This window comes from Pseudomonas machongensis (assembly GCF_034961125.1).
Taxonomy (GTDB): Bacteria; Pseudomonadota; Gammaproteobacteria; order Pseudomonadales; family Pseudomonadaceae; genus Aquipseudomonas; species Aquipseudomonas machongensis.
In genome coordinates this window covers 1-17870 of record NZ_JAYFUI010000180.1, presented here as the reverse complement: position 1 = coordinate 17870, position 17870 = coordinate 1, and the positions used below count along the sequence as shown (strand labels likewise).

The window sequence follows — 17870 nt, the reverse complement described above, 5'->3', positions numbered from 1 at the left end:
ATTCGAACCTCCGACCGCTCGGTTCGTAGCCGAGTACTCTATCCAGCTGAGCTATGAGTCCGTGGTGGTAGTTTTAGACCAGATTACCACTGGTTTCGAAGCTTCTCTTCTTGAGGATTTCTCGACAAGCAAAGCCACTTCAGAAAGTGGCGGACTCAGGAGGATTCGAACCTCCGACCGCTCGGTTCGTAGCCGAGTACTCTATCCAGCTGAGCTATGAGTCCGTCGATGGTAGTTTTAGACCAGATTACCACTGGTGAAATGATGCGTCTTCCAAAGAAAACCGCCTCATTGTATGGCGGACTCAGGAGGATTCGAACCTCCGACCGCTCGGTTCGTAGCCGAGTACTCTATCCAGCTGAGCTATGAGTCCGTGTCTTGCCGCGCATTATAGTTCGCTAAACCGTTTTGCCAAGTACTTTTTCGTTTAATTTCAACGACTTAAGCATTTTGACCAGTTACAGCGCCCTACACGAAGAATGGCGGTGAAGGGGGGATTCGAACCCCCGATACCCTTATGAGGTATACTCCCTTAGCAGGGGAGCGCCTTCGGCCACTCGGCCACCTCACCGCAACACGGGGCGTATATTAACCAGACCCCTCCCCGTTTGCAAACCCTTTTTTGAAAAAAACTTCAAAAAAATTAAAGGGTTGGTTCTTCGTCCTTCTCTTTCTTGATCCGCAGGTAGATTTCCTCGCGGTGAACAGCCACTTCCTTAGGGGCACTCACACCGATTCGTACCTGGTTGCCTTTGACACCCAGGACCGTCACGGTGATCTCACCATCACCAATGATCAGGCTCTCGGCGCACCGACGAGTCAGAATCAACATAGCTTTCTCCTCACGCAGTTCATTCAGGGACAACAGTCTGTTGGAAACAGAGGGCTGGTCGGGACGAAGGCCCAGCCCTCCTTATCGACTGTCAGGCAGGAAAGGACAGTAACCCGCATGACAGCCAGAAACGCGAAGGGCGCGGCCAACGCCGCGCCCCCCGGGGCAATGCGTCACTCGCTCTGTCGGGCAGGCGCATCGAGCTCGAACGCGGTGTGCAGCGCGCGTACGGCCAGCTCCAGGTACTTCTCTTCGATCACCACCGACACCTTGATCTCGGAAGTAGAGATCATCTGGATGTTGATGCTCTCCTTGGCCAGGGCCTCGAACATACGGCTGGCCACGCCCGCGTGGGAGCGCATGCCGACGCCAACGATCGACACCTTGGCGATCTTGGTATCGCCGATCACTTCACGGGCACCGATTTCACGAGCGGTGTTCTCCAGCACGCTCAGAGCCTTTTCGTACTCGTTGCGGTGCACGGTGAAGGTGAAGTCGGTGGTGTTATCGTGCGAGACGTTCTGCACGATCATGTCGACTTCGATGTTCGCGGCGCTGATCGGGCCGAGGATCTTGAAAGCAACGCCCGGGGTGTCCGGTACGCCACGAATGGTCAGCTTGGCCTCATCACGGTTGAAGGCGATACCGGAAATGATCGGCTGTTCCATGGATTCCTCTTCATCGATGGTAATGAGGGTACCCGGACCCTCCTTGAAGCTGTGCAGCACGCGCAGCGGAACGTTGTATTTGCCGGCGAACTCCACCGAACGGATCTGCAGCACCTTGGAACCGAGGCTGGCCATTTCCAGCATCTCTTCAAAGGTGATCTTCTCCAGGCGACGGGCCTGCGGTACCACACGTGGATCGGTGGTATAGACGCCATCGACATCGGTGTAGATCTGGCATTCGTCGGCCCCCAGCGCTGCCGCCAGGGCAACACCGGTCGTGTCGGAGCCACCACGCCCGAGGGTGGTGATGTTGCCGTGCTCGTCGACGCCCTGGAAACCTGCGACCACGACCACGGTGCCAGCCTTGAGGTCGGCGCGGATCTTCTGGTCATCGATCTGCAGGATGCGCGCCTTGTTGTGCGCGCTGTCGGTCAGGATGCGCACCTGGTTGCCGGTGTAGGACACCGCCGGCACGCCACGCTTGATCAGCGCCATGGCCAGCAGCGCAATGGTCACCTGCTCGCCGGTCGAGACGATCACATCCAGTTCACGCGGAACCAGCTGATCGGACACCTGCTTGGCCAGGTCGATCAAGCGGTTGGTTTCCCCGCTCATGGCCGACAGCACAACCACCAGGTCATCGCCTGCCTCGCGGTGTTTCTTGACCTTGTCGGCCACCTGCTCGATCCGCTCGATAGAGCCAACGGAGGTGCCGCCAAATTTCTGTACGATCAACGCCATTTCAAAGTGCCTCAGCCCACGAAGGGCACCCAGTAAACAATCCTTCCTGACGCGCCCCGCAACCAGACTGCGGGGCGCGTCATCTCAAAGCCCCTGCTCGGCGAACGGCACGGCCAGTGCCAGGGCCTGATCCAGCGCAGCGACGTCGACGCCACCACCCTGGGCCATGTCCGGACGACCACCGCCCTTTCCGCCCACCGCCGCAGCGGCCTGCTTCATCAGGTCGCCAGCCTTGAGTTGGCTGGAGAGGTCTTTGGTCACGCCGGCCACCAGCACGACCTTGCCCTCATGCTCGCTGCCCAGCAGGATCACTGCATGGCCGAGCTTGTTCTTCAGCTGATCGACGAGCGCCAGCAGCGCCTTGCCATCCTGCCCATCCAGGCGAGCGGCAAGCACCTTGGCACCCTTGACCTCAACGGCCGCACTGGAGAGATCGTCCCCTGCGGCGCTGGCGGCCTTGGCCTGCAGCTGCTCGAGCTGCTTCTCCAGCTGACGGTTGCGCTCGAGCACAGCCGACAGCTTGTCGATCAGGTTGTCGCGGTTACCCTTGACCAGTTGCGCCGCTTCCTTGACCTGCTCTTCGGCAGCGTTCAGGTAGGCCAGCGCCGCAGCACCGGTGATCGCCTCGATACGACGCACACCGGAGGCTACGCCACCTTCACTGATGATCTTGAACAGGCTGATATCGCCGGTGCGCTTGGCGTGGATGCCGCCGCACAGCTCTACCGAGAAATCACCGCCCATGCTCAGTACGCGCACGGTGTCGCCGTATTTCTCACCGAACAGCGCCATGGCGCCTTTGCGCTTGGCGGTCTCGATATCGGTCTCGATGGTTTCGACCGCGGAGTTCTTGCGCACTTCGCGGTTTACGATGTCTTCGAGTGCCTTGATCTGCGCAGGCGTCACAGCCTCGAAGTGGCTGAAGTCGAAGCGCAGGCGCTGGCTGTCGACCAGCGAGCCCTTCTGCTGGACGTGCTCGCCCAGCACTTCACGCAGAGCAGCGTGCAGCAGGTGGGTCGCGGAGTGGTTCAGCGAGGTGGCGTGCTGCACATCGGCATCCACGCGGGCCTCGACCGGGGCGCCAATCAGCAGCGCGCCGCTGGCGACCACGCCGTGGTGCAGGAAGGCACCACCGGTCTTGGTGGTGTCGCGCACATCGAAGCGCGCAGCGCCAGCCTGCAGGTAGCCACTGTCACCGACCTGGCCGCCGGATTCGGCGTAGAACGGCGTGCGATCCAGGACGACCACGCCCTCCTCGCCTTCGCCCAACTGGTCGACCGACTGGCCATCCTTATACAGGGCGATGATCTTGCCCTGACCTTCGGTGCTGCTGTATCCGAGGAAATCGGTGGCGGTATCGACCTTGACCAGGCTGTTGTAGTCCATGCCGAAGGCGCTGGCCGAGCGGGCGCGCTCGCGCTGGGCGTCCATCTCGCGCTCGAAGCCGGCTTCGTCGATGGTCAGCTCACGCTCGCGGGCGATGTCGGCGGTCAGGTCCATGGGGACGCCATAGGTGTCGTACAGCTTGAACACCACGTCGCCCGGCACGACCGTGCCCTGCAACTGCGCCAGGTCCTGTTCGAGGATGCGCAGGCCCTGCTCGAGGGTCTTGGCGAACTGCTCTTCTTCGGTCTTGAGCACGCGCTCGATGTGCGCCTGCTGGCTCTTGAGCTCAGGGAAGGCTTCACCCATCTCGCTGACCAGTGCGGCCACGACCTTGTGGAAGAAGCTGCCCTTGGCGCCAAGTTTGTTGCCGTGGCGGCAGGCGCGACGAATGATGCGGCGCAGCACATAGCCACGGCCTTCGTTGGAAGGCAGCACGCCGTCGGCGATCAGGAAGCCGCAGGAACGGATGTGGTCGGCGACCACTTTCAGCGACGACTGCGCTTCGTTGCGGCAACCGATGGCCTGGGCTGCGGCCTCGAGCAGACTCTGGAACAGGTCGATCTCGTAGTTCGAGTGCACGTGCTGCATCACCGCACTGATGCGCTCAAGGCCCATGCCGGTGTCCACCGACGGGGCGGGTAACGGGTGCAGGACACCGTCGGCAGTGCGGTTGAACTGCATGAAGACGTTGTTCCAGATCTCGATATAGCGGTCGCCGTCTTCTTCCGGCGAGCCGGGTGGGCCACCCCAGATGTCGGCGCCGTGGTCGTAGAAGATCTCGGTGCACGGACCGCAAGGGCCGGTATCACCCATGGTCCAGAAGTTGTCGGAAGCGTACGGGGCGCCTTTGTTGTCACCGATGCGCACCATGCGCTCGGCCGGCACGCCGACTTCCTTGGTCCAGATGTCGTAGGCTTCGTCGTCGCTGGCGTAGACAGTGACCCAGAGCTTCTCCTTGGGCAGGTTCAGCCACTTGTCGGAGGTCAGGAAGGTCCAGGCGAAGGTGATCGCGTCACGCTTGAAATAGTCACCGAAGCTGAAGTTACCCAGCATCTCGAAGAAAGTGTGGTGACGCGCGGTGTAGCCGACGTTTTCCAGGTCGTTGTGCTTGCCACCGGCGCGCACGCACTTCTGGCTGCTGACAGCGCGCGTGTAGGCGCGCTTCTCGGCGCCCAGGAAGCAGTCCTTGAACTGGTTCATGCCTGCGTTGGTGAACAGCAGGGTTGGGTCGTTGTTCGGGATCAGCGAACTGGAGGCGACTCGGGTATGTCCCTGCTCTTCGAAGAAGCGAAGGAAGGCTTCACGGATTTCTGCGCTTTTCATAGGTTCTTCCACGGAAACGGCGGCCGTTTTGGCTAACGCGTCGGATCGACGAAACGACGGCAAAGGGCCGCATTATATCGGTCCTGCAATCGAGGTGCAGTGTGTTTATGCGATGGAAACCGGCAAACGGACAGTTTTTCCGCTGCAAACGGGTAAAAACGACATGAGTGGATGCTAAATCGCGGCTTTCGTCACTGACAAGCCAATTACCACCCAGAGGAAAGGAAAAGGGAATAGGCGGCAAATTAAATCCCTTTCATCCGCCTCGTACTGACTATTCAGGCGGTACAGGAGTACCACTGGAAGCACCGAGCGGACGCCAGAATGTAGCCTCCCCTACGAAAGGAGACGCCCATGGCGCCCGAAGACCTCAAGATCCACGCCCCTTCCGGCCTTGTGCTGACACAGCAACTGCCATACAGAAGCGGCCCACTGGCGATCACTCGCCATGACAACACGCTGCTGATCGAGGCGATGGCCCCTGACACTGAATTGTCGGTTCATCCAACCCCTGAAGGCATCGTGCTGCGCATCGAAGCCACCCGCTACACGCTGGCCCTGGCAAAAACAGAGATGCTGCATATTCGCACTGGCGCCGGCGACGACAACGTATTTGTCGAGTCCACCCTCGACAGCCGCATCGTGATCGAGACCGGCGAGGGCAACGACCGCATCCGGATCGAGGGCCAATTGCCTCCTGACGGCCGGCCCCTGAATGCCGGCTCGGTGCTCATTGACGCCGGGGCCGGCGATGACCACGTCGTGGTAGAGGGGGTTCGGCAAGCGGAAATCGATGGCGGCAAGGGCAACGACGCCCTGCACAGCGCCGCTGCCCACAGCACGTTGTATGCCGGCGCTGGCGACGACGTCGTCAGGGTCAATGCAGGCAATGCGACCATCGAGGCCTTTGCCGGCCACAATCGCCTGTCCACAGGGCCACTGGACGATCGACTCTACGGCAACGCCAGCAGCATTCTCGTCGAGGACGGTTTCAGCGCACCACTGCTCTACGAGGCACACGATGCGCAGCTACCAGCGCAATACCTCGACACCTTCGATATCCAGGGTGATCCCGCGTACACCGACAAGGTCAGGCGCCAGTTGGTGATGCTGCGGGCCAGCCCGAGTGCCTCGGGGCTTCTGGAGCAGTTGGTGGCGCACAAGGTGAAGGTCGCCATCAAGTCGATCCCGGAACTGGACAATGCTTATGCTGGATTTGATCCCGCCCAAGGCGATCCGACAATCCGAAACGGCATGCGAGGCGATCGCATCCTGAACTGCAAAATCGGCTATAACCCGCTGGCCCACAGGCGTGACGCACCATCACTGGTGATGCTCTACCACGAGCTCTGTCACGTCTGGAACTTTGCGACCGGAAGCGTGAACGACAACTCCGAGCGCTTGGCTGTCGGGCTCGAAAACCCAGGCTCCCTGTTCGATTTCGACGACGATCCAAGCACGCCCGATACCGACACCAATCCTGCGCCGTTCAACGAAAATGCCTTGCGACACGAACTGGGCCTACCACCCAGGCTGACGTACCCCTGAACCCCTACTCCAGGCGCTGCCCGGAATCCGGCACGATCAGAATCCCTGCCCGCAAGCCATTCCTGACCTTGGGGTTGGGGAAAATGATACGTGCCCCTTCCTCTTCCACGACCCAGCGTGTTTCGGCCAGGTCCTCGGCCAGCAGATAGCCCTTGCTCAGCTCGGAAAAATTCTCGATATCCGCCGGCAAGTGCAAGTGGAAACTGTCGCTGTGCTTGATGATCTCGCGCGCCACGCTGAACAGTTTCAGACCATCGAGCGAGGCATCGGTCTCAGGCTCGGTATGCTCGATGATCTGAACAAGCCGCTCCTCGAGCTTGTCGAGATTGACCTGCTCGTTCTGCCCGAAAGGACGGGCCTTGCCCAGCTCCAGGGTGAAGGCTTCGGCGTCGAGTTGTTCGTAGGTGAAAGCACTGAAGGTGATCGACGACTTGCTCTGCAGCAGCACCGCCTCCATGCCGGCGGCCGCCAGGCGCGCCAGTTCGCGGCGTGAATGCTTGCGGCCTTCCTTGAACGGGTACAGCGCGAACTGCTCGATCTTCGAACCGCGAATGGCCGTGTGCAGGTCGTAATGCAGGCGAGTACGCTCGGGCTTGTTGAAGAACACCCGGGCAAACTGCTCGAGCTCCGCGGCGCGCAGCGCCTCGAAACCACTGGAAAGCTCGTGACGACCGTTGAACAGGCGATTGATGTCCTGCTCGATGAAGCGCTCGCCCTTGCGAATCGCCGCAGGGTTGCCGAACAGGAACAACACCCTGGCACGCGGCTTGATCTGGCCGTTGGCCACACCATGCAGCAGCCGCTCCAACAACTCGATCGGCGCGGTCTCGTTGCCGTGGATGCCGGCCGACAACAACAGGTCGAGCCCACAATCTTCGCTCTCGGCCGGACGCACCTCCAGCGCGCCCTCCCCCAACCAGCGCAAACGCACGCCCTTGGGGGTCACTTGGGTCTTCTCGGCCGGTTCGTGATCGGTCAGGGTCAGCTCAAGCAGTTTGCCGAGGGCGAGCATAGGGCATTTCCTTAGTGGTGGTGACCGCAATCCGGACCGTGCACGTGATCGTCGTCTTCACCGACCTCGGCAGGTTCCATCTCCAGTTGCAGGCTGACCAGGTTGGTGGCCATCGGGCGCAGCAACAGGTTGGCGTACTCGGTATCGTCTTCCTCGACATCGACACCGATCAGCAGTTGACCGCGGCCATCCTGCTGGATCCACACCTCCTTGCCTTGCCAGACCACCGCAAAGCGGGTGCAGGAGGTTTCCAGCTGGGTGCCGTCTTCATCTTCCAGGATCAGGCGCAGGGCGTCGGACATTGCAAATTCTCTCTATCAAGGTTGGCGTTGGAACGGATAGACCGAACCCAACTTCAGGATCTGGGTCAATTCATCCAGTGCCGTACGGCATTCGTCCAGCAATTGCGGGTCGGCAAGATCAGCTTCGCCCAGACGGTCGCGGTAGTGCTTGTCGACCCACTGCACCAGGGTGTCGTACAGCGGGGCGGTCATGATAACGCCTTGGTTGACCGCCGCCAGTTCCGTTTCCTTCAGGGCCACGCGCAAGCGCAGGCAGGCGGGGCCTCCGCCGTTCTGCATGCTCTGCTTGAGGTCGAACACCTTGACCTCCTTCACCACGCCCTGCTGGCCGGTCAGCTGGCTCAGGTAACTCCACACCCGCTCGTTGTTGCGGCACTCTTCAGGTACCACCAGCAGCATGGAACCGTCGTCGCGCGACAGCAACTGGCTGTTGAACAGGTAGGACCGCACCGCGTCCTCCACCGTCACTGCCGAACGCGGCACGCGGATGGCCTGGAAGTTGCCGCCCTTTGCAGCCAGTTTAGCCTGCAGTTGGCCAAGCACCGTGTCGGTCTCGAGGAAGGCGTCCTCGTGGTAGAACAGCACCTCGCCGTTACCCACCGAAATCACGTCGTTATGGAACACCCCCTGGTCGATCACCGCCGGGTTCTGTTGAGCGTAGACCACACCTTCCTCGCCAAGGCCATGCAACCGCGCAACGGCCTGGGAGGCCTCGAGGGTCTGGCGCGCCGGATACTTCTGTGGCGCCGGGTAGCGCGCGTCGAAGGCGCTGCGCCCATAGACGAAGAACTCCACGCCCGACTCGCCGTACGCACGGCAGAAACGCGTGTGGTTGGCCGCACCCTCGTCGCCGAACTGGGCCACTGCCGGCAATGCCGCGTGATGGGCGAAATGCTGCTCGTCAGCGAACATCGCCGCCAGCACGCGACTGGTGGTCGGGTGTTCGATGCTGCGGTGGTACTTGCAGTTGAGGTTGGCTGCAGTGAAATGCACCCGCCCATCCGACGTGTCGGCGCTGGGGCTGACGGTGGCGGCGTTGGCCACCCACATGCTCGAGGCCGAGCAACTGGCGACGAGCAGCGGCATGGCCTCCTTGGCGGCGCGGCGGATCACCTCGGCGTCGCTGCCGGTGAAGCCCAGGCGGCGCAGGGCAGCCACATCCGGGCGCTCCTGCGGGGCCAGCACACCTTGCTTGAAGCCCATCTCCATCAAGGCTTTCATTTTTGCCAGGCCCTGGCGTGCCGCTTCTCGCGGATTGGAGCACTGCTGGCTGTTGCTCTGCGAGGCCACGTTGCCGTACGAGAGGCCGCCGTAGTTGTGGGTTGGCCCCACCAGGCCATCAAAATTCACTTCATAGGATTTCATCGGCTAGCTCCGAGACCTGTTGTTATAGGGTGACGCCCGGCGTCAGGGTCGCCGGCAGGGCAAGGCTGGCGGTCTCCAGCGAGGCCACGGGGTAGGCGCAGTAGTCCGCCGCGTAATAGGCACTGGCCCGGTGATTGCCACTGGCCCCCACGCCACCGAACGGTGCGCTGCTGGCGGCGCCGGTGAGTTGCTTGTTCCAGTTGACGATGCCGGCGCGGCTGCGCAACCAGAAGTACTGGTAACGAGCGCGCGAGTCGGACAGCAACCCGGCTGCCAGGCCGTACTGGGTGTTGTTGGCTTCATCGATCGCCGCATCGAAGTCGCTGTAGCGAATCACCTGCAGCAGCGGGCCGAAGAACTCTTCGTCGGGCCGGTCGGCAACTGCCGAAACATCGAGGATGCCTGGCGTCAACAAGGCAGCGCCGGCCTTTGGCTGGGTCATTTCCAGCAGCGCCTGCGCGCCCTTGGCCAGCAGTTCGGACTGCGCCGCCAGCAAGGCACCGGCAGCCTGCAGTGAAATCACCGAGCCCATGAATGGCGCCGGTTGCTGGTCGAAGGCACCGACGCTGATGCTGCGACTGACCTCGACCAGGCGCGCAAGCAGCGTGTCACCCCAGGCGCCGTGCGGCACCAGAAGACGGCGGGCACAGGTGCAACGCTGCCCGGCCGAAATGAACGCCGACTGGATGATGGTGTAGACCGCAGCATCCAGATCCTTGACCTCATCGACCACCAGCGGATTGTTGCCGCCCATTTCCAGCGCCAGGATCTTGTCCGGGCGACCGGCGAACTGCTGGTGCAGCAGGTTGCCGGTGCGGCTGGAACCGGTGAAGAACAGACCATCTATGCCCGGGTTGGCCGCCAGAGCGACACCGGTTTCACGGGCGCCTTGCACCAGGTTGAGCACACCGCTCGGCAACCCGGCGGCGATCCAGCACTTGACCGTCAGCTCGGCGACCTTGGGGGTCAGCTCGCTGGGCTTGAACACGACACAGTTGCCAGCCAGCAGCGCCGGCACGATATGGCCGTTAGGCAAGTGACCAGGGAAGTTATAGGGGCCGAACACCGCCACCACGCCATGCGGCTTGTGGCGCAACACGGCGGTCGCGTCGGCCAGCGGGCCGCTCTTCTCGCCGGTACGCTCGCGGTAGCTCTGCACCGAGATCGCTACCTTGTTGACCATGCTGGTGACTTCGGTGGCCGACTCCCACAAGGGCTTGCCGGTTTCCTCACCGATGCAGCGGGCCAGTTCGTCGGCGTTGGCCTTGAGCTGGTCGGCGAAGCCTTCGAGCACGGCGATGCGCGCCTCCAGGCTCAGTTGCGCCCAGGCTGGAAAGGCATTGCGCGCCGCCTGCACAGCAGCTTCGACCTGAGCAGGCGCCGCGCCCTGCCCTTGCCAGACCACGGCCTGGCTGACCGGGTCGAGCGATTGCAGGGCGTCACCCTGGCCGTCCTGCCAGTTTCCGGCGATGTAATGCGTGGTCATTATTGGGTCTCCCGGGGTGCAGTCAGCGGCACGGCGCGAACGTTATCGCCAACGCCCAGGCGCAGGCGCTTGGCGGTCTGCGGATCGACGACCAATGTCCCGGCCGCCAGACGCGCGGGCGCTGCGGTAATACGGCAATCTTCGCGCTTGCGGTTGTGGATGATGTAAGGCGTGGCGTCGTCACCCGGCGTACCGACCGCCAGCACCAGGGTTTCACTCTCGCGCACGGCTCGGATCTTCGCGGTCTCGCATTCGATTGCCGGGCCGGCATCGAAGATGTCGACGTAGCCTTGATAGTTGAAACCTTCGCGCTTGAGCATCGCCAGCGCAGGCTCGGTGTCGGTGTGCACGCGCCCGATGACGCTGCGCGCAGCCTCCGACAGGAAACAGGTGTACAGCGGGAACTTGGGCATCAGCTCGGCGATGAACGATTTGTTGCCCACACCGGTGAGGTAGTCGGCCTGGCTGAATTCCATCTTGAAGAAGTGGCGGCCCAGGCTTTCCCAGAACGGCGAACGACCGGCAGCGTCGGACATGCCACGCATCTCGGCGATGATCTTCTTGCCGAACAGGTCAGGGAATTCGGCGATGAACAGCATGCGCGACTTCGACAGCAGGTGCCCATTGCGCCCGCTGCGGTAGTCACTGCGCAGGAACAGCGAGCACAGCTCGGAGTTGCCGGTCAGGTCGTTGGCCAGGAACAGGGTCGGGATCTCGCGGTAGATGTTCAGTTCCTGCGAGGCGCTGACCGTCAGGCCGACCCGATAGTTGTACCAAGGCTCGCGCAAACCGACGGCGCCGGCGATGGCGCTGATGCCGACCACCAGCCCTTCGTCGTTCTCCAGCACGAACAGGTAATCGGTGTCGCCACGCTCGGCTTCCCCACTGAAGCTCTTCTCGGCCCAGCCGACACGGCGGGCCAGTCGCTCCTCGTTGGCAGGAAGCGTGGTCAGCCCGGTGGTACCGGTGCTGCGGGCCAATTCGATCAGCGCGGGTAAATCGCTGCTGCGTACAGGACGAACGATCATGCTATCTCCTTGTGCGGCGGCCTCTGCCTGCCGCGAATCGCGCTTGCCAGCTTCGCGCAGGCTCAGGCGGCAACCAGACGGACGTTGCCACCTTCACCGACGCCCAGGGCGTCGGCAGCTTCATTGCTCAGTGCCACTGGCTTGCCCGGCACCCAGTCCAGTTCCAGCAGCACGGCGCGGTAGTCCTGCAACTGGCCGTTGCACACCAGGTACGGGCGCCCGCCCTTGACTGGCGTGTCGTCAATCCTGACCGGCACCACGCGGCTCTGGGCAATCGAGCGGATCGCCGAGGTGCGTGCATGCAAGGTCGGGCCACCGTCGAAGATGTCGATGTAGTGCTCGGTCTCGAAACCCTCGCGCATCAGGATGTCGAAGGTAATCTGCGCGCGCGGGTGCACCTGGCCCATGGCTTCCTGGGCTTCGTCGTGCAGCAACGGCACGTAGATCGGATAGTGCGGCATCAGTTCGGCGAGGAAGGTCCGGCTCTTCAGCCCGCACAGGCGCTCGGCGTCGGCGTAGTTGAGGTCGAAGAAGTTGCGCCCGATGGCGTCCCAGAACGGTGACTCGCCCTGATCGTCGCTGTAGCCGACGATCTCGGTCACCACCGAGTCGGCAAAACGCTCGGGATGCGAGGCCATGAACAGCAGGCGACCGCGCGAATTGAGCTCGGCGAAGCCGCTGTTCACCAGCTCGGGCAATACGTAGAAGCTGGTCAGCAGGCTGTTGCCGGTCAGGTCGTGGCACAGCGACAGAACGTGGATCTTGTTGTGGATCTTCAGCTCGCGCGAAGCGTGCACGAAGGTTTCGTTGCGAAAGCTGTAGAACGGCTCGGAATAGCCGGCCGAGGCGACGATGGCCGAACAGCCGGCGAGCTTGCCGGAGGTGCTGTCTTCAAGCACGAAGAAATAGCTCTCTTCTCCGTTGAAGCTCACCTCGGCAGCGAAGGAGGTTTCCGAGGCGGCGATCTTGTCGCCCAGGCGGCCCGCGTCATCGGGCAGCGAGGTGACACCAATGGGGCTGTCGGCAGCCATGCGCTGCACTTCATTCAGATCCGCCATTTGCGCGGGGCGCATCACCAGCATGGTGTCACTCCTTTGGAATACGGGCCGACCCGGTCGGCACGGAAGAACGGCGGGCACACCCTTGCTTGCACAAGCAGGCACCCGCACTGAAATTCAGGTATCGCCGGCGCAGTACGATCCGCCCCGGCGATGGGACCGCAGGGCGATCAGCCCTGGGTCAGCTTGGCCACAGCGCGCTCGAAGCGGTCCAGGCCCTCGTCGATGTCAGCGTCCTCGACCACCAGGCTCGGCGCGAAGCGCACGACGTCAGGACCGGCCTGCAGCACCATCACGCCTTCTTTCTCTGCGGCATTGAGGATGTCCTTGGCCTTGCCTTTCCAGGCCTCGCTCAGCACACAGCCGATCAGCAGGCCGACGCCACGCACCCGGGTGAACAGGCCAGTGTCCTGGCCGATCTTCTCCAGACGGGTCTTGAAACGCGCGTGCTTGGTCTTGATGCCGGCCAGCGTCTCGGGGGTGTTGACCACGTCCAGCACCGCACAGGCGACGGCGCAACCCAGCGGGTTGCCGCCATAGGTGGTGCCGTGGGTGCCAACGGCCAGGTGCTTGGCCAGCTCGGTGGTGGTCAGCATGGCACCGATCGGGAAGCCACCGCCCAGGCTCTTGGCGCTGGTCAGGATATCCGGGGTCACGCCGTAGTGCTGGTAGGCGTACAGCGATCCGGTACGGCCGACGCCAGTCTGCACTTCATCGAAGATCAGCAGGGCGTTGTGCTCGTCACACAGTTTGCGCGCACCTTCCAGGTAGGCCTTGTCGGCCGGCACCACCCCGCTCTCGCCCTGGATCGGCTCGATCACCACGGCGCAGGTCTTGTCGGAGATCTGTGCCTTCAGCGCTTCCAGGTCGTTGTACGGGACATGGCTGATACCGGTGATCTTCGGCCCGAAACCGTCGGAGTACTTGGGCTGGCCACCGACGCTGACGGTGAACAGGGTGCGACCGTGGAAGCTGTTCACGGTGGCGATGATCTCGTGCTTTTCCGGGCCGAAGCGGTCATGCCCGACACGACGGGCCAGCTTGAAGGCGGCCTCGTTGGCTTCGGCGCCGGAGTTGCAGAAGAAAGCACGGTCGGCAAAGGTGGCATCCACCAGCTTGTGCGCCAGGCGCAGGGCCGGCTCGTTGGTGAAGACGTTGGACACGTGCCACAGGGTGTTGGCCTGTTCGGTCAGCGCCTTGACCAGTGCCGGGTGGCAATGACCCAGGGCGTTCACCGCAATGCCGCCGGCGAAGTCGATGAGTTCGCGGCCCGACTGGTCCCAGACGCGGGAGCCCTCGCCTCGAACAGGAATGAAGGCCGCCGGGGAGTAGTTGGGAACCATGACCTGGTCGAAATCGGCACGCTGCACCGGGGCTTGCTCAACGGACATCTGAGTCTCCTGAAGAGGAACGCTGGCCTGAAAGTGGCGAGCGATGGGGGGATTGTAAGGACTGATCGGCGCCTGTCCTTGCTGCCAGGCGACAACTTGTTACAGCGCCAACCCCTGTTTTACCTGGGTTTTCGGCAATGCGACAAACACTGTCGCAATCGCGCAGTGTAACGGGCTGACGGGGTGGCGGGGAGAGGGTTGGGCAAATTGGGAGAACGGGTGTTCACAGGAGAGGGAGACGCCCGCGGCGGCCCTATCGCCGGGCAAGCCCGCTCCCACAGCTACCCCGGCGAACTCAGAATCAGTGGGGCAGCTATGGAAGCGGACTCGCCCCGACCTCAACCGCGCTCGGCCGACGCCGAACTCAACTCGAACGGGCTGCTGCTGCGCCGCTGGTTGCGGTCTTCCCGCGGCGTGGCGCCGAAGAAATTGCGGTAGGCGCTGGAGAAATGCGGCCCGGATGAGAACCCGCACGACAAGCCGATCTGGATGATCGACTTGCTGGTCTGCATCAGCATCTGCCGCGCCTTGTTCAGGCGCAGCTCCAGATAGTACTGGCTGGGCACGCGATTGAGGTACTGCTTGAAGATCCGCTCCAACTGCCGGCGCGAGACACAGACATGCTGGGCGATCTCGTCGGTGGTCAGCGGCTCTTCGATGTTGGCCTCCATCAACAGCACGGCCTGGGTCAGCTTGGGGTGACTGGAGCCCAGACGATTCTGCAACGGGATACGCTGACGCTCCCCGCCTTCACGAATGCGCTCGACCACCAGTTCCTCGGACACCGCGCCGGCCAACTCTGCCCCGTGATCACGGGCCAGCACCGCCAGCAGCAGGTCGGTCACCGCCATGCCACCACAGGCAGTCAGGCGGTCGCGATCCCAGTCGAACAGATGACTGGTGGCGATAACCTTGGGGAAACGCTCTGCAAAGTCGTCCTGCCAGCGCCAGTGCACCGCCGCCCGGTAACCGTCGAGCAGACCCAGCAAGGCCAACGGGTACACGCCCGCCGACAACCCACCAATCATGCAGCCACTGCGGGCCAGGTGCTTGAGCGCCGCCGACAGCGCCGAACCCACCGCCAGCGGCGGCTCGTCAGCGAGCACCAGAAGCTTCTGGAAACCCTCCAGCCGACCGTTCCAGGGCTCGCCCGGCAGGCGCCAGGCGCCCGCTTCGGCAGGCTCGGCCTGCAGGTATGCCAGCTCGTAGACCACATCAGGATGCACCCGCTGCGCCACCTGCAGCACTTCCTCGGCCAGGGCCAGGGTCAGCGGCTTGGTGCCGGGCCAGATAAGAAATCCGATTCGCTGGGTGGTCATAGGCTAGGTCCGAAACCTGAAGTCGAGTGAGGCACGGGTCATGCCGCGCTCGCTGCGCAGCATGCCCTATTCTGGTGCAGGAGTGCAGCTTTTACTTCAGGCTGCCAGAGAGAAACTGCTTGAGACGCTCGGATTGCGGATTGACCAGCACCTCACGCGGATTACCCCGCTCCTCGACCAACCCCTTGTGCAGGAACACCAGCTGGTTGGACACCTCGCGGGCAAAGCCCATTTCATGCGTGACCACCACCATGGTGCGGCCTTCCTGGGCCAACGACTGCATAACCTTCAGCACATCGCCCACCAGCTCAGGATCGAGCGCCGAAGTCGGCTCGTCGAACAGCATCACCTCAGGCTCCATGGCCAGGGCGCGAGCGATCGCCACGCGCTGCTGCTCACCGCCGGACATGTGCCCGGGGAAAGCATCCTTGCGATGCGCCACACCTACCTTGGCCAGGTAGTGCTCGGCCTTTTCCAGCGCCTCCTTCTTGTTCATGCCCAGCACATGCACCGGCGCCTCGATGATGTTCTCGAGTGCAGTCATGTGCGCCCACAGGTTGAAATGCTGGAACACCATCGACAGGCGCGAACGCATGCGCTGCAGCTGCTTGGGGTCGGCAGCCTTGAGCGCGCCGTCCTTGCCGGCGACCAGCTTGAGCTCCTCGTTGTTGAGGAGGATCTTGCCGGCATGCGGCTGCTCAAGCAGGTTGATGCAGCGCAAGAAGGTGGATTTGCCCGAACCGCTCGAGCCGATGATGCTGATCACATCGCCTGCCTTGGCTTCGAGCGAGACGCCCTTGAGCACCTCGTGGCTGCCGTAGCGCTTGTGCAGGTCTTGGACTTGGAGTTTGTACATGCTGTCGATTCTCACAGAGCGGTCAGTGCTTGCGCGGCGCCAGGTAGCTGAGCCAGCGACGTTCGGCCATCTTGAACAGGCGCACGAGGATGAAGGTCAGGCACAGGTAGAACACGCCCGCCGTGATGTAGGCCTCGAAAGGCAGGTAGTACTGGGCATTGACCGTGCGCGCGGCACCGGTGATGTCGATCAGGGTGACGATCGACGCCAGGCTGGTGGTCTGCAGCATCATGATCACTTCGTTGCTGTACTGCGGCAGCGCCCGGCGCATGGCCGAAGGCAGCAGGATGCGGCGGTACATCTTGAAGCGCGACATGCCCATGGCCTTGGCTGCCTCGATCTCGCCATGAGGCGTGGCCTTGAGGCTGCCGGCGATGATTTCGGCGGTGTAGGCGCTGGTGTTGATGGCGAACGCCAGGCAGGCGCAGAAGGTGGCACTCGACAGCCACGGCCAGAAGATGCTCTCGCGCACCGCCTCGAACTGGGCCAGGCCGTAGTAGATCAGGAACAGTTGCACCAGCATCGGCGTGCCGCGGATCACGTAGGTGTAGAGCCACGCGATCAGGTTCACCAGCGGCTGCTTCGACACCCGCATCAACCCCAGCGGAATGGCCGCCAGCAGGCCGAAGAACAGCGACAGCGCCAGCAGCTTGAGGGTGGTCAGCAAACCGCCGATGTACAGCGGCATGGCCTCCCAGATGACGTTGTAGTCGAAGATCATAGTTCAGCCGCCTTTACGCCCACCGAGTAGCGCTTCTCGAGATACTTCAACGCCAGCAGCGAAACGCTGGTCAGCACCAGGTACAGCGCCGCCACCGCCAGGAAGAAAGTGAAGGGTTCGCGGGTGGCATCCGCCGCCTGCTTGGCCTTGAACATCATGTCCTGCAGACCGACCACGGAAATCAGCGCAGTGGCCTTGGTCAGCACCAGCCAGTTGTTGGTGAAGCCGGGAATGGCCAGGCGGATCATCTGCGGCACCATGATGCGGAAGAATACCTGGCGGCTGCTCATGCCATAGGCCGCGCCCGCTTCGGCCTGCCCCTTGGGAATGCCGAGGAAGGCGCCGCGGAAGGTTTCCGACAGGTAGGCACCAAAGATGAAGCCCAGCGTGCCGATACCGGCGATCATCGGGTTCAGGTCGATGTAGTCATCGTAGCCCACCAGTGGCGCGACCCGATTGATGATGTCCTGGCCGCCATAGAAGATCAGCAGGATGAGCACCAGGTCCGGAATACCACGGATCACCGTGGAGTACAGGTCGCCCAGCCAGGCCAGCCAGCGCACCGGCGACAGCCGCAAGGCCACGCCGATCAGGCCCAGAACGATGGCCAGGGCCATCGACGACAGGGCGAGCTGCAACGTCAGCCACGCCCCCTCGAGGATGACTGCCCCGTAGCCTTTCAACATGATTGGGATTCCTCAGGACTTGGGAATGAAAAAATGGTGCAAACCTCAGAGATTCTGCTGTTTGCACCATTGCACAGGTGAAACTCGACGATTTAGTTCGACTCTGGGCCGTAGATGTCGAAGTTGAAGTATTTCTTCTCGATCTCTT

The 17870-nt window shown here is 62.5% G+C and carries 15 protein-coding genes and 3 tRNA genes; 1 reads left to right on the top strand and 17 read right to left on the bottom strand.

The features are described 5' to 3' along the window. Positions 1-147: 147 nt before the first annotated feature. The 6 genes from VA602_RS16050 to alaS all read right to left on the bottom strand — a co-directional run bounded on the left by VA602_RS16050 (position 148) and on the right by alaS (position 4950). Positions 148-224 (bottom strand) — tRNA-Arg (locus VA602_RS16050). A gap of 72 nt (positions 225-296) precedes the next feature. Further along, positions 297-373, bottom strand: a tRNA-Arg gene (locus VA602_RS16045). Between the two features lie 107 nt (positions 374-480). Continuing rightward, positions 481-571: transfer RNA gene (locus VA602_RS16040), tRNA-Ser, on the bottom strand. Between the two features lie 72 nt (positions 572-643). Next, complete coding sequence (csrA, locus tag VA602_RS16035; RefSeq protein WP_043209419.1) at positions 644-832, bottom strand: carbon storage regulator CsrA; 189 nt, start codon at positions 830-832, stop codon at positions 644-646. A gap of 173 nt (positions 833-1005) precedes the next feature. Beyond that, entirely contained in the window at positions 1006-2241 is a 1236-nt protein-coding gene (locus VA602_RS16030) for an aspartate kinase (RefSeq protein ID WP_054891921.1), read from the bottom strand. 84 nt (positions 2242-2325) lie between these two features. Then, positions 2326-4950 (bottom strand): alanine--tRNA ligase, encoded by a 2625-nt coding sequence (gene alaS, locus VA602_RS16025; RefSeq protein WP_323453694.1) that lies wholly within the window; start codon positions 4948-4950, stop codon positions 2326-2328. Positions 4951-5304: 354 nt separating this feature from the next. Here alaS and VA602_RS16020 point away from each other — a divergent pair, with 354 nt between their 5' ends. Then, positions 5305-6498: a M91 family zinc metallopeptidase gene (locus VA602_RS16020; RefSeq protein WP_323453693.1), complete on the top strand. Its 1194-nt coding sequence runs from the start codon at positions 5305-5307 to the stop codon at positions 6496-6498. A 4-nt stretch (positions 6499-6502) separates the two neighbouring features. Here the strand turns inward: VA602_RS16020 and astE are convergent, their stop codons facing one another. The 11 genes from astE to VA602_RS15965 form a co-directional block, all read right to left on the bottom strand. Continuing rightward, positions 6503-7510, bottom strand: coding sequence for a succinylglutamate desuccinylase (gene astE / locus VA602_RS16015; RefSeq protein ID WP_063545710.1), 1008 nt, complete (start codon positions 7508-7510; stop codon positions 6503-6505). An 11-nt stretch (positions 7511-7521) separates the two neighbouring features. Beyond that, positions 7522-7812: a hypothetical protein gene (locus tag VA602_RS16010; protein WP_054891925.1), complete on the bottom strand. Its 291-nt coding sequence runs from the start codon at positions 7810-7812 to the stop codon at positions 7522-7524. Positions 7813-7827: 15 nt separating this feature from the next. Continuing rightward, positions 7828-9177: an N-succinylarginine dihydrolase gene (gene astB, locus VA602_RS16005; RefSeq protein ID WP_323453692.1), complete on the bottom strand. Its 1350-nt coding sequence runs from the start codon at positions 9175-9177 to the stop codon at positions 7828-7830. Positions 9178-9199: 22 nt separating this feature from the next. Beyond that, positions 9200-10666, bottom strand: coding sequence for a succinylglutamate-semialdehyde dehydrogenase (gene astD / locus VA602_RS16000; RefSeq protein WP_323453815.1), 1467 nt, complete (start codon positions 10664-10666; stop codon positions 9200-9202). Further along, positions 10663-11691, bottom strand: coding sequence for an arginine N-succinyltransferase (gene astA / locus VA602_RS15995; RefSeq protein WP_054891928.1), 1029 nt, complete (start codon positions 11689-11691; stop codon positions 10663-10665). Before astA ends, astD begins: the two co-directional genes overlap by 4 nt. A gap of 62 nt (positions 11692-11753) precedes the next feature. Then, entirely contained in the window at positions 11754-12773 is a 1020-nt protein-coding gene (gene aruF, locus VA602_RS15990) for an arginine/ornithine succinyltransferase subunit alpha (RefSeq protein WP_063545713.1), read from the bottom strand. Between the two features lie 146 nt (positions 12774-12919). Continuing rightward, entirely contained in the window at positions 12920-14140 is a 1221-nt protein-coding gene (locus VA602_RS15985; protein ID WP_323453691.1) for an aspartate aminotransferase family protein, read from the bottom strand. Between the two features lie 338 nt (positions 14141-14478). Beyond that, positions 14479-15459 carry a transcriptional regulator ArgR gene (argR, locus tag VA602_RS15980; RefSeq protein WP_153774610.1) on the bottom strand — a complete coding sequence of 327 codons (981 nt, stop codon included), beginning with the start codon at positions 15457-15459 and terminating at the stop codon, positions 14479-14481. 91 nt (positions 15460-15550) lie between these two features. Further along, positions 15551-16315, bottom strand: a complete 765-nt coding sequence (locus VA602_RS15975; protein WP_054891932.1) for an ABC transporter ATP-binding protein — start codon at positions 16313-16315, stop codon at positions 15551-15553. A 22-nt stretch (positions 16316-16337) separates the two neighbouring features. Beyond that, positions 16338-17036, bottom strand: a complete 699-nt coding sequence (locus VA602_RS15970; protein ID WP_054891933.1) for an ABC transporter permease — start codon at positions 17034-17036, stop codon at positions 16338-16340. Further along, complete coding sequence (locus VA602_RS15965; RefSeq protein WP_054891934.1) at positions 17033-17722, bottom strand: ABC transporter permease; 690 nt, start codon at positions 17720-17722, stop codon at positions 17033-17035. Before VA602_RS15965 ends, VA602_RS15970 begins: the two co-directional genes overlap by 4 nt. Positions 17723-17870: the final 148 nt, after the last annotated feature.